This window comes from Asticcacaulis sp. (genome assembly GCF_051954415.1).
Classification (GTDB): Bacteria; Pseudomonadota; Alphaproteobacteria; order Caulobacterales; family Caulobacteraceae; genus Asticcacaulis.
In genome coordinates this window covers 61,785-74,460 of sequence record NZ_JBQCHT010000008.1, presented here as the reverse complement: position 1 = coordinate 74,460, position 12,676 = coordinate 61,785, and the positions used below count along the sequence as shown (strand labels likewise).

The following is a 12,676-nucleotide window of genomic DNA, read 5'->3' as shown; positions in this document are numbered from 1 at the left end:
ACGGCTAAATGCTAAACCAGCATCGGGCTATCTGGCACATACAGAAGTCTGAGGGGAGATGTCAGAATATATCTTAAAATCAAGTGATTGATGCGTGATTTCACGCTCGGTCTTTTTGTCGGGATATCGGGGGCGTGACAATTTTTTGTCTATTGCACAAAAGCGCGCTTCCGCAATTACCGCTAAAGTCAACAAAATAGTCATCAAAAAATAAGGGACGAGACATGTCATTACACTACAGCCGAAAAACGCTGTTAAAGGGCGCGCTGGGCGCAATTCTTATGTCAGGCGTATCTTTGACAGCGCTGTCAACTGGTGCGCACGCCCAGGACGCGGCGCTGGCCGCCGCACCTGACGACAACACGGTCGTTGTCGTCACCGGTATCCGCGGCAGTCTGCGCAGTTCGATGCAGACAAAGAAGAACGCGCAAGGCGTTGTTGATTCCATCTCTGCTGAAGACATGGGCAAGTTTCCGGATACGAACCTGGCCGAATCGCTGCAGCGCATCACCGGCGTCTCGATCGACCGCTCCAACGGTGAGGGCTCTTTCGTCACGGTTCGCGGCTTCGGGCCCGAATTCAATCTGGTGACCCTGAACAGCCGCCAGATGCCGACCTCGACCCTGGGAGATGGCGCCAGCGCACCGGCTTCGCGCTCCTTCGACTTCGCCAACCTGGCATCGGAAGGTGTGGCGGGCGTCGATGTCTATAAATCCGGCCGCGCCTCTGTGGATTCCGGCGGCATCGGTTCGACGATCAACATCCGCACGCCGCGCCCGCTCGACAAGCCTGGCTTCCGTGGCAGCCTGGGTGTCAAGGCGGTCTACGACACCTCGCAGAATGACGGCAGCGATTTCACACCGGAAGTCTCCGGCATCCTCAGCGACACCTTTGCCGATAATAAGTTCGGCATCCTGTTCACGGGCTCCTATCAGAAGCGCAAAGCCAGCAATAACGACTTCAGCGCCGGCTGGCGTGACGGCTATCTCGGCACCGAGAACAACTGGGGATCGCTTGCCCAGACGGGTACGCCTGGTGGCGACAAGATCACCAATCGCCCCGAAGGCAACGATGTCTATGAAGTTCAGCAGAACGGCGCCTACGATATTCACAATATCGAGCGCGAACGCCTGAACGGCCAGCTTGTCCTGCAATGGCGTCCGGTCGAATCCCTGACGGCGACCCTCGACTATACCTATTCCAAGAACAAGGTCACCGACCGTACCTCCTCGACTGGTGTGTGGTTCAACTTCAATGACGTCTCCAGTGCCTGGACCGACGGCCCGGTGGCCGGCCCGATCTGGTATTCCGAGCATTTCCGCGCCGATGAGCACAAGGATCTGGCCTATTCCGCCAGCCTGACCGCCAACCAGTCGGAAAACAAGTCGACCGGCCTGAACCTGAAGTGGAAGCCGCTTGATGCCCTGACCCTGGAACTCGACGCGCATCACTCGACGGCGGAATCGCGTCCGGACAGCCCCTATGGCTCCAACATGTCGATCGGCGCGTCGATCTTTGGCGTCATGGATCAGAAGATCGACTATTCGAGCTACCTGCCGGTCATGTCGTACAGCATGTATCCAGGCATCGATTATCTCGACAAGTCGCTGGTGACCCCGACCGGCAACGCCTTCCGCAATGCTTATTTCAAGGACCAGATCGACCAGGTTCAGGTGAGGGGCCGTTACAGCTTCGATGACAGCTTCATCGACAGCATCGATTTCGGTGCCTCCTCGATCGAAAACAAGGTGCGCTCGGCTTACGGCTATATCCAGCACGACACCTGGGGCGGCGTCGGTCCGGCTTCCGATATACCGGACGACATCTTCGATCTGGTCAGCATTCCCGACAAGTTCGACGGCCTGAGCGGCGCCGGCAATCCGGCCATCCCGCAGCAGTTCCTGGCCGCCAAAATCGAAGACTATGTGGCGAAACTCGACCAGTTGTATCAGGTCTGCGGCGGCACCATGGACTGCCTGGCCGATTACACGACCGACCGTCGCATCCAGGAAAAGACGATCGCCACCTATGTTCAGGCCAATATGAAGTTTGACCTGTTCGACAATCCGGCCCACCTGGTGGCCGGCGTGCGCTACGAAAAGACCGACATCGACTCGGCGGCCCTGGTGCCGATCCCCGTTTCGTCGGCCTGGGTGGCGGCCAACGAGTTCGACCTGACCTTCGGCGCCCAGCAGGACTTCACCGCCTTCACGGGCAAGTATCAGGAACTGCTGCCGAACATCGACTTCGACTTCCGTCCGATGCAGAATGTCATCATGCGCGCCTCGGCCAGTACGACGATCACCCGCCCGGACTATGCCAGTATGCAGGGCGGACAGACCCTGGATAAGCTGTATCGCGCCGCGCTTAACGGTGGCACGGGCAGCATGGGCAATCCTGGCCTTGAGCCCTACAAGTCGAACAATATCGACCTGTCGGCGGAGTGGTACTATGGTCCGGACAGCTATGTGTCGCTGGGCTACTTCCACAAGGACGTCTCGAACTTCATCTCGACCCACCGTGTCGATACGACGGCGTTCGGCATGAAGACGCCCTTCCAGGGGCCGCGCTATAACGCCGCTGTCGCGGCAGTCGGCGCCACCGGCAATATTCGTCAGTACATCTTCGAGCAGTATACCAATGCCGCCACCGCCGCCCTGGGCGCCGGTGCCAGCTACCAGGATATTGTCAACTATGTAAACGCGAACTTCGCCGATGAGGTCCACCTTGAGAACACACTGGACAGTTCTGGCAACATCTCCGGTCAGATCATCGCCACGGCGGCCGATCCGGACTTGACCTTCCAGGTCACGACCCCGGTCAACAGCGATCAGACCTCGGCGCTCTATGGCTGGGAATTCAACATCCAGCACACCTTCGCCGATACCGGTTTCGGCGTCATCCTCAACTATACAAAGGTGGATGGCGATGCGACCTACGATCCGAGCAAGCCGTGGAATGTCACCCAGTTCGCCCTCACGGGGCTGAGCGACAGCGCCAACGCCGTGGCCTTCTATGACAAGAACGGCATCCAGGGACGTATCGCCTATAACTGGCGCGCCAAGTTCCTGGCCGGCACCGGTCCGAACCCGACCTATGTCGATGACTATGGTCAGTTCGATGCCAGCGCAAGCTGGGAGTTCAAGCCGGGCCTGACGGCCTTCATCGAAGGCATCAACCTGACCAACGAGAGCCGCCGCGTGTTTGGGCGCTCGTATAACAACGTCAAGTTCGTGGCGCCTGGCTATGCCCGTTACTCGGTGGGTGTGCGTTACACCTTCTGATGAGGATGTGTAAGGCGTGAATGCAGAGAGAAGCCATCCCATGCGTGGGGTGGCTTCTCTTTCCTGCGCACGGTGATATGGTTTCACCGCGAGGATTAAAGAATTAAATGAATAACCTTGTCAGGGACATCGTGATTGTGGGGGGCGGCACGGCCGGCTGGCTGTCAGCCTGTGTGCTCGCAGCTTCGGCGGCGCCCGGACTTACGGTCACCCTGATTGAATCGCCCGACGTGCCGACCATCGGCGTGGGGGAGGGTACCTGGCCCACCATACGCCATACCCTGGCACGTATAGGCATTGGCGAAGCTGAATTCCTTCTGGCCTGCGACGCCTCGTTCAAGCAGGGTTCCCGGTTTGACGGCTGGCGCGACGGCGCGCCCGCAGACCATTATTACCACCCCTTCGTGCCGCCGCCGGAAAGCGTGTCCGGCGATTGCGTCACCCTCTGGCGCGACAAGGGGGCAAGCCATTCGTTCGCCGATTTTGTCGGGCCGCAGCCGGGTATCTGCGCCCTGAACCTGGCGCCGCGACAACGTGCCATGCCGGACTATGCCGGCGCGCTCAACTATGCCTACCACCTCGATGCCGGAAAGCTGGCGCGCCTGCTCACGCGTCATGCAACGCAGGCCCTGGGCGTGCGCCATATTTCCGACCATGTGACCCAGGTGACGATGGCGGATAATGGCGATGTGGCGGCCGTGCAGACAAGGACGCATGGCGCCATCAGCGGTGACCTGTTCATCGACTGCACGGGCCATGCTGCGCGCCTGATCGACGGGTGCTACGGCGTGCCCCTCATCGACCGGCAGTCTGAGCTGTTCAATGACCGTGCCTTGGCGGTTCAGGTGCCGGTGGCGCCCGGCAGCCCCATCGCTTCACAGACGACCGCCACGGCCCATGCCGCCGGCTGGACCTGGGATATCGGCCTGCCGACGCGCCGGGGGATCGGCTGCGTCTATTCATCGGCCTATATGAGCGATGACGAGGCCGAGACCACGCTGGATGCCTATCTGCGCGCCAGGACGGCAACCGCGCTCGATGCCGTGTCGCCGCGTCTGCTCAGCTTCCGTTCCGGGCATCGTGAACGGTTCTGGGAACGCAATTGCCTGGCTATCGGACAGGCGGCCGGCTTCCTTGAGCCGCTGGAAGCTTCCGCAATCGTGATGATCGAACTGTCTCTCGACGCCCTGGTGAAGAATTTCCCGCGCGACCGGTCCGCCATGGACGTGCAGGCGCGACGCTTCAATACACTGTTCCGCTATCGCTGGGACCGCATCGTCGAATTCCTGAAACTGCACTATATAGTTAATCGCCGGGAAGAACCTTACTGGCGGGCGCATCGTGAGGCGGCGGGCATTCCCGCCCGGCTGGCCGACCTGCTGGAGGTCTGGAAACACCAGCCGCCGTCAAACTTTGATTTTCCGCAGGTGGACGAGGTCTTTCCGGCGGCCAGTTACCAGTATGTGCTCTACGGCATGGGCTTCCCGCCGCCGGAAGCGGGACGCATGAAAGCCGGTGACAGTGGCGCTGCGGAACAGGCGATACGGCAGGCCACAGCGCGGGCGCGCGGGCTGGCGGCCGGTCTGCCGACTAACCGCGCCTACCTCGATGCCCTGCGGGAGGCCACTATGCCCGCAACCCTAACTCAAGACCTGAAAGGCTGATATGTCCAACCACGCGATCCTGACCGCCGAAGCGCATCGTGACCTGCGCGTTTCAACGCACCGTGGCGCCGAGTTCGGTGATGACGTGATGTGCTGCATGACCGTGCCGGCCGAGTTTCGGCAGGTGCAGAACGAGTACCCGATCCTGTTTCGGATGAATGCGGAGCGGAACGGCTTTTCCGCCTTTGCGCTGTTCGGTTTCGAGAACGGCGAAAACCTGTTTCTTGGCGGCGGGCGCTGGGAGGCGCGTTACCAACCGCTGGCCATGGATATCCAGCCCTTCCTGATCGGCCGGTCGTCGCAGGACCAGGATTCTGGACAGGTCCATATCGATCTCGGCAGCGCGCGTATCGCCAAAATGGAAGGCACGCGGGTCTTCGACGAACTGGGCCGCCCGACCCCTTACCTGGAAACGATTGCTGAAAAGCTGGGCGAACTCGATGAAGGCTACCGCGTCTCCGGGGATTTCTTCGCTAGCCTGATGACATATAATCTGCTGGAGCCGCTGGCGCTAGATATCACGCTCGATGACGGTTCAACCCACCGCTTCGTCGGCTTCCATGTCATCCACGAAGATCGCCTGCGCGCTTTGCCGCCCGAAACCGTAGCCGAACTGCACGCCAAAGACTATCTGATGCCCATCTACATGGCGCTGGCCTCGCTCTCCAATATCGGTCGCCTGGTCGAGCGCAAGAACAAGCGTCTGACGCATGGCTGATATTTTTTCCGGCCTGGCGCAGATACCGGAAATCACCGTACCGGACGCGGCCGCGCTCGACGCCCTGCTGAAGGTGGCGGAAAAGCCGTTTGTCGTGCGCGGGCTGGTGTCGGGCTGGCCGCTGGTTCAGGCCGGGCGCAGGTCTTTCCGGGAAGCACGCGAATACCTGGTGCGTCATTGCCGCGACACCGGCTTTGTCGTGTCGGTAGGTGACCCGAAGTCGGACGGTCGGCTGTTTTATAACCGCGACATGGGCATGAATTTCCGCATGATGAAGGCGAAACTGCCGGAGATATTCTCACAGATCGATGCGGTGGAGGGACAGCCGGACATCCCGCCGGTCTATCTGGCCTCGATCGATGTCCATCAGTTCTTCAACGGCCTGCATGAGGCAAATCACGTCGACTTGGGCGACCGGCAATGCATGGCCAGCATCTGGATGGGGACGCAGACGCGCATCGCCGCCCACAACGATTTCCCCGACAACCTGGCCTGCGTGGCGGTGGGGCGTCGGCGTTTCACCCTTTTTCCGCGCGAACAGTTCCGCAATCTCTATCTCGGACCAGTGGACAACACGCCGGCGGGACGCGCCGTCAGCATGGTCGATTTTCACGCGCCGGATTTCGAGCGCTTTCCGCGCTTCCGCCAGGCCTTGGACCATGCGCAGACGACGGTTTTGGAAGCGGGCGACGCCCTCTTCATACCCGCCATGTGGTGGCATCATGTCGAGGGGCTGGAGGCTTTCAACGTGCTGGTCAATTACTGGTGGCGCGACACGCCGCGCTGGCTGGGCCAGCCCCAGGACGCGCTCAACCTGGCCATGATGACCATACGCGACCTGCCGGAGGACGAGCGGCAGCACTGGCGCGACATATTCGACTATTACATTTTCCACAATGGCCCCGAGGTCGTCGATCATATTCCGGCGGAGGCGCGCAGCGTGCTGGCCCCGCTGACGCCGGAAAGCGCGGCGCGTATTCGCGGATTTTTGTTAAGGCAGCTCAGTCAATGAATGAAAAGTCCCCTTTGCGCATCGTTGTGGGCGGTGGTGGCACGGCCGGCTGGATGGCCGCGGCGGCGATCGCCCGGACCATGGGCCGGACCGTCGATGTCACGCTCGTCGAATCCGATGCCATAGGCACTGTGGGGGTGGGGGAATCGACCATTCCGCCGATGGTCACCTTCAACCGGCTTTTGAACATCAGCGAAGCCGAGTTTATGCGCGCCACCGAGGCGACGTTCAAGCTCGGCATCCTGTTTGAGGGCTGGAAGGATGTGGGGACGCGTTATTTTCATTCGTTTGGCATAACCGGCAAGGATCACTGGTCGGCGGGTTTCCAGCACTTCTGGCTGCACGGCCTGCAAAACGGCCACATCGCGCCTTATGATGATTACTGCCTCGAACTGGTGGCGGCACTTCAGGGCAAGTTCGCGCACCTGCCGGAAAACCGGCTGAACTACGCCTATCAACTCGACGCCACGCGCTTCGCTGGCTTCCTGCGCGGTATAGCCACCGCTGAAGGCGCCCGGCGGATTGAGGGCCGCATCGCGCGAGTCGAGCTTAAGCCGGAGAGCGGTGATATCGCGGCCCTGCATCTGGAGTCCGGAGAACGCATCGATGGCGACCTGTTCCTCGACTGTACGGGCTTCCGGGCCTTGCTGATCGGCGAGGCCCTGCACGTCGGCTATGACGACTGGACGCACTGGCTGCCCTGTGATGCTGCTATCGCCGTCCAGACCGAGAATATCGCGCCGCCCAAGCCTTATACCCAGGCCATGGCGCATGACGCCGGCTGGCAATGGCGTGTGCCGTTACAGCACCGTACCGGCAACGGCATTGTCTATTGCAGCCGCTACTTGTCGCGTGAGGCCGCGCTTGAGCGCCTGCTGGGTAATCTCGACGGCAAGGTGATTACCGAGCCTAACAACCTGCGCTTCACCACGGGGGCGCGCCGCCGCCAGTGGCATCGCAACTGCGTGGCCATCGGGCTTTCAAGCGGCTTCATGGAACCGCTGGAGGCCACCAGCATCCACCTGATCCAGCGGGCGATCCTGCGCCTGATCCGGATGCTGCCGCAAGACCGGATCAGCGAACGCGATATCATGGAGTTCAACGACCAGCAGGATCAGGACATGGTGCAGATCCGGGACTTCCTGATCCTGCATTATCATGTCACCGAACGGCGCGACAGCCCGTTCTGGCGGCATTGCGCCTCCATGCCGATCCCCGAAAGCCTGACCCAGAAGATCGAGCTTTTCCGCGAAACCGGCCGCGTCTTCCGCCGCAATGAGGAACTGTTCGCCGAAAATAGCTGGGTCCAGGTCATGATGGGGCAGGGCATCATGCCGCGCAGCTATCATCCCATCGCCGGCAAGCTGACGGAGGATGAACTGAACCGCCTGCTGACGGGGCTGCGTGAGTCCGTGAGCCGCACGGCGGCGTCCCTGCCGGACCATGCAGCCTATGTCGCTCAGTACTGCGCGATCTGATAAGTCGCTTCCCGACGAAATCGGGTGATGACCGGGCACTAGGCTGACCGGCACAATAATTGACAATATGTAGAGGGATATAACCGCCGCTCAAACGCGGCCTGTAAGCCTTGCTGGCTCCCCGAACAGGACTCGAACCTGTGACAAGTCGATTAACAGTCGACTGCTCTACCAACTGAGCTATCGGGGAACACGCTGGCAAGGCGCGCCCTATAGCAAGGGTTTGAACCGCATGGCAAGCCCTAAGCTGAAAGTTTTGCACAATTCTGTGCGCGAAGTGGTTTTGCCCTGATTTCAAACGAAAAAAAGCCCGAAAAAAGCTTTCGGGCCTTTGAAGTTTGGTGATGGTGGGTGTCTTCAGATAAGCAAAGACAACGCTGTTATGAAAGGATTCGGGTTAACGAGGGGTAAATGCCCCTGTGAGGGGAAAAATAAGCCGCAACCCTGTTCCCGGTCGCTGTGCGGTAATTTGTTCATGACAATTTAACCATGAGCAGAGGATGGTCGATGCCTGAATACAGATAAGGAATCACCCGTGCGCCTGCCCCCGATCAAGGTTCGTATCCGTGCACTGCTGGCGCTGTTTTTTGTGGGTCTTGGGGGGGCGACATTCGTGGCGCTGCATCACACCTCCACGGTCGGGCACCTGCTCAGCCAGGGCGAGGGGGACTATATCAATCAGGTGCAGAGCCTTGAGAAGGGGTTTGCCAGCCTGATCCTGGCGGCATCGGTCTTGGTCGGCCTGGCAGGACTTGTGGCCGCCATCTATTTCGATCGTGAGGTTTTCTCGGTCATTGATCGCCTCAGCTACTATACCGACCGGCTGGCGCGCCGGGAATTCGATACGCCGGCGGAAGGCGCCCACCGGTCCGACGAAATTGGCCGCCTGGCTGCGGCGCTGGATGTGCTGCGCGCCAATGGCCAGAAGCTGGTGGGGCTGGAAGATGAGGCGGCACGTCACGCCGAGGCGATCGCTGCCGAACGCCGTGCAGCACTGCACGAACTGGGCAACAAGCTGGAAAGCCAGGTATCGGCCTTGCTTGAGGGGCTGACGCAGTCCTCCAAGGCTATGATCACCTCTTCGGACACCATGAGCCAGTCGGCGTTTGCGGCTTCGGAAAGCGCCGCCAAGGTGGCCTCGGTGGCGGTCACGACCTCCCAAAGCGCGCAGAAGGTGGCTTCCACGGTGATGGAGCTTTCGCAGACCGCCAATGAAATTGCCGGCTCGACTCAATTATCGACACAGGTGTCCGCCCGTGCCTCGGCGGAGGCCGAATCGACCTCGGCCCTGATGAGCCGCTTGGGCCGCAGCGCCGACGAAATCAGTGCGGTGGTGGACATGATCACCTCCATCGCCCAGCAGACCAATCTCCTGGCGCTCAACGCCACCATTGAGGCAGCGCGGGCCGGGGAGCACGGGGCGGGCTTTGCGGTGGTGGCCGCCGAGGTCAAGACCCTGTCGCAGCAGACGGAAAAGGCGACCCGCGAGATCACCGCCAAGGTGCAACAGATCCAGAACGACGCCATTGAGGCGACCAGCGCCATTGCCGGCATTGTCAGCACCATATCCGAACTGCGCTCCGGCGCCGACGATATCGCCCGCTCCGTTGCCGCCCAGCAGATGGCTACCAGCCAGATCGCTGAAACGGTCGAACTCCTGGCGGAAGGGTCGCAAAGCGTGGGCAATGATATCGATTCGGTGCGCGATGTGGCCGATGAAACCGGGCAGGTAGCCAGCGTGGTTTTCGAGGAGGCGAAGTCGGTCAGCCGGGCATCGGACCAGTTGAAGATGGAACTGGCCCGGTTCCTGGCCAATATGCGCGCGGCTTGATCCTGCGCTCAAGCCGACTTTATTGAGAAGAAGGGCTGCCTCACAACGGTTCGGCGCGCTTTGCGCTTGCCTCAAGCGCCGGATGGCTATCAGTGGAGGAAAGTGTGGAGGCCTGACCCGGAGTCGAACCGGGCTTCACGGATTTGCAATCCGGTGCGTAACCGCTCCGCCATCAGGCCTCGCATAGAGCGGATGCGTTCGCTACCAGATCGCATCATCGCCCGCAATGATCTCCGGTGCAAATTTTCTGATAAATGTGCATAAGCCCGTGCGATTGTGCGTTTTTTGCCGGTGAATCTCAACTTATGGCGATTGAAGCGCGCGCCGCTTGCTCTTATAAGCGGTGCAAAGCGTTCGATTAAGCCTCCAAGGATCAGTATTATGGATTTTCACGCCGCCCGTCAGAATATGGTCGAATCCCAGGTTCGCGTGAATGATGTCACAGACGCGGCCTTGCAGGTGGCCATGCGCCATATCCAGCGCGAGCGTTTGTGCGCCCCTTCGCAGGCCTTCGGCGCCTATGGCGAGGTCGAAACCCCGATCGCGCCTGGTCGTGTTCTGATGAAGCCGCGGGATATTTCCAAGCTGTTGCAGACCGCCGAGTCGAAGGCCGGCGAAACGGTTCTGGCGCTGGCTGCGCCCTATGCCGCCGCCGTTCTGCAGCACGCCGGCCTGAGCGTGACGGCGCAGGAAGCCGATCCTCGCGTCATGGCGGTGGTTGAGCCTTATCTCAAGGAACAGGGCGTCACATGCGTGACGGCCGATCTGAAGGCGCCGGCCGGTTCGGGCTATGACATTATCATCACCGAAGGCGCCGTGGCCGAAGTACCTGCCACATGGCTGAAGGCACTCAAGGTCGGCGGCCGCTTGGCGGTTGTTGTGAAGGACGGCCCCGTGGGCCGTGCGCGCCTCTATCTGCGCATTGAATCCGGCATTTCCGAGCGCGATGTCTTCGATTCGGCACCATCCACCCTGCCGGGCTTCGCGCGCACCCCGTCATTCGAGTTCTGATACTGACAGAATTCGTCGGGCGGGCCCTTAGGGTGCGACAATAAAGTCGCCACCGCGCGTTGAATTTTGTGTATAGTTGTAAAAAGCCGAACGTGAAAAATCCGTAACTCGCCAAGCCTGTAATCTTCTGGCAGTAGGATTTCAGAGGTAATCTTTAGCTTATTGCCGCAGCCGGGCCGCGCGTACATGCGTCTGGAAGGCAACAGGGCAGGCGTGTCGCCTGCCTTAATGACGTGGGGACATCTGTTTATGACGAATTCCAAGTTTGCGACCTTCGGCCTGGCCGCCGCGGTTTCAGTGCTGGCGCTAACAGTGGCTGTTAGCGCCCAGGCGGAAAGCCTGAACGACGCCATCGCCCAGGCCTATGCCCAGAACCCGACGCTGCTGCGCAGCCGCGCCGCCCAGCGCGCCACCGACGAAACCTATGTCCAGACCCGCTCGCAATTGGGGCCATCGCTGAGCGCCAGCGCATCGGCCACCTATAATGACCTGCCCGGCTTTACCGGTGATCGCTCGTCCACCAGCGCCGGCCTGACCGCCAACCAGACGGTCTTTGCATCGGGCGGCATCGCCTCTTCGCTGAAAGCCTCGCGCGCCAACGTGATGGCCGGTCAGGAGAACCTGCGCAGCACTGAATCGGGCGTTTTGCTTGATGTCATCAGCGTCTATACCGCCGTCCGCCGCGACCAGCGCGCCCTGCAGATCTCGCAGGACAATTACGATATTCTCAAGCAGCAGCTTGACCAGACCCAGGCGCAGTTCGATGCCGGCCAGTTGACGCGCACCGACGTAGCCCAGTCTCAGGCGCGTCTGTCGGCCTCCGCGGCGGCCCTGGCTTCGGCCCAGGCGCAGCTTGATTCCGATCGTGCTTCCTATGTGGCCATTGTCGGCCAGTCGCCGGTGGCGCTCGAAGCCGAGCCGGACCTGCCGGGGCTTCCGGCCGATTTTGATACCGCTCTGGCGGCGGCTGAAAAGAGCAATCCCGACCTGCAATCCGCGCAGTATGCGGCCGATGCCGCCAGGGCGCAGGTGCGCGCCGAGCGTTCGGTCTTCGGTCCCACGATCGGCCTTTCGGCCAGCACGGGTGGTTCGCAGCCCGGCCTCGGCGTCGGCGATATCACGGATAATGATTCGTCATCGGCCACGCTTCGCTTGTCCATACCCCTGTTCAGCGCCGGCCTGAATGGCTCGCGCGTCCGTCAGGCGACGGAAAACTACAATGCCCAGCTTCAGGTGGTTGAAACCGCGCGCCGGCAGGTGATTTCCTCGGTGTCGCAGGCATGGTCGCAGATGCTGGCGGCGAAATCCGCCGTGGCTTCCAACCAGGAGCAGGTCAAGGCCGCCCAGGTGGCCGCTGATGGCGTCAAGGTCGAGCAGCAGGTCGGTCTGCGCACCAATATCGAGGTGCTGAACGCCCAGCAGGAACTGAAATCGGCGCAACTGGCGCTGATCGAAGCCGAGCGCGGGCAGTACGTGGCGGGCAGCCAGTTGCTTTCGGTCATGGGCGGGCTGACGGCCAAGGCGTTTGTGCCGGATATCCAGGTCTACGATCCGCAGGAACATTTTGACGACGTCAAGTCGAAGGGCTGGACGCCGCTGGAACCGGTGGTTCATGCACTGGACGGGCTGGCGGCCGGCGGCAACTGATCGGCATTGCGCCTTTATATTTTTGCGGAGA

The 12,676-nt window shown here is 60.9% G+C and carries 8 protein-coding genes and 2 tRNA genes; 8 read left to right on the top strand and 2 right to left on the bottom strand.

The genetic code is table 11. From position 1 onward, the window contains the following. Positions 1-296: 296 nt before the first annotated feature. From ACTHND_RS02690 to ACTHND_RS02670, 5 genes are all read left to right on the top strand, one after another. On the top strand, positions 297-3,284 hold the full coding sequence (locus ACTHND_RS02690; RefSeq protein ID WP_440175749.1) for a TonB-dependent receptor: 2,988 nt from the start codon (positions 297-299) through the stop codon (positions 3,282-3,284). A 107-nt stretch (positions 3,285-3,391) separates the two neighbouring features. Next, positions 3,392-4,948 (top strand): tryptophan halogenase family protein, encoded by a 1,557-nt coding sequence (locus tag ACTHND_RS02685; protein ID WP_440175747.1) that lies wholly within the window; start codon positions 3,392-3,394, stop codon positions 4,946-4,948. 1 nt (position 4,949) lies between these two features. Further along, positions 4,950-5,666, top strand: coding sequence for a SapC family protein (locus ACTHND_RS02680; RefSeq protein WP_440175746.1), 717 nt, complete (start codon positions 4,950-4,952; stop codon positions 5,664-5,666). Then, complete coding sequence (locus ACTHND_RS02675) at positions 5,659-6,678, top strand: cupin-like domain-containing protein (protein WP_440175745.1); 1,020 nt, start codon at positions 5,659-5,661, stop codon at positions 6,676-6,678. The genes ACTHND_RS02680 and ACTHND_RS02675 overlap by 8 nt, the downstream gene beginning before the upstream one ends. Next, entirely contained in the window at positions 6,675-8,156 is a 1,482-nt protein-coding gene (locus ACTHND_RS02670) for a tryptophan halogenase family protein (protein WP_440175744.1), read from the top strand. The genes ACTHND_RS02675 and ACTHND_RS02670 overlap by 4 nt, the downstream gene beginning before the upstream one ends. A 114-nt stretch (positions 8,157-8,270) precedes the next feature. Here the strand turns inward: ACTHND_RS02670 and ACTHND_RS02665 are convergent. Next, a tRNA-Asn gene (locus ACTHND_RS02665) sits at positions 8,271-8,346 on the bottom strand. 345 nt (positions 8,347-8,691) lie between these two features. On the opposite strand from ACTHND_RS02665, the gene ACTHND_RS02660 reads away from it, so the two are divergent. Continuing rightward, entirely contained in the window at positions 8,692-9,987 is a 1,296-nt protein-coding gene (locus ACTHND_RS02660; RefSeq protein WP_440175743.1) for a methyl-accepting chemotaxis protein, read from the top strand. Positions 9,988-10,092: 105 nt separating this feature from the next. Here ACTHND_RS02660 and ACTHND_RS02655 read toward each other — a convergent pair. Next, positions 10,093-10,166 (bottom strand) — tRNA-Cys (locus tag ACTHND_RS02655). Between the two features lie 202 nt (positions 10,167-10,368). On the opposite strand from ACTHND_RS02655, the gene ACTHND_RS02650 reads away from it, so the two are divergent. Continuing rightward, positions 10,369-10,998 (top strand): protein-L-isoaspartate O-methyltransferase family protein, encoded by a 630-nt coding sequence (locus tag ACTHND_RS02650; protein ID WP_440175742.1) that lies wholly within the window; start codon positions 10,369-10,371, stop codon positions 10,996-10,998. A gap of 249 nt (positions 10,999-11,247) precedes the next feature. After that, entirely contained in the window at positions 11,248-12,645 is a 1,398-nt protein-coding gene (locus ACTHND_RS02645) for a TolC family outer membrane protein (RefSeq protein ID WP_440175741.1), read from the top strand. Positions 12,646-12,676: the final 31 nt, after the last annotated feature.

Bases quoted from the DNA above. Each gene is read 5' to 3' on its own strand.
- ACTHND_RS02680 (WP_440175746.1), top strand. From the start codon at position 4,950: ATGTCCAACCACGCGATCCTGACCGCCGAAGCGCATCGTGACCTGCGC.
- ACTHND_RS02645 (WP_440175741.1), top strand. From the start codon at position 11,248: ATGACGAATTCCAAGTTTGCGACCTTCGGCCTGGCCGCCGCGGTTTCA.
- ACTHND_RS02675 (WP_440175745.1), top strand. From the start codon at position 5,659: ATGGCTGATATTTTTTCCGGCCTGGCGCAGATACCGGAAATCACCGTA.
- ACTHND_RS02670 (WP_440175744.1), top strand. From the start codon at position 6,675: ATGAATGAAAAGTCCCCTTTGCGCATCGTTGTGGGCGGTGGTGGCACG.
- ACTHND_RS02685 (WP_440175747.1), top strand. From the start codon at position 3,392: ATGAATAACCTTGTCAGGGACATCGTGATTGTGGGGGGCGGCACGGCC.
- ACTHND_RS02650 (WP_440175742.1), top strand. From the start codon at position 10,369: ATGGATTTTCACGCCGCCCGTCAGAATATGGTCGAATCCCAGGTTCGC.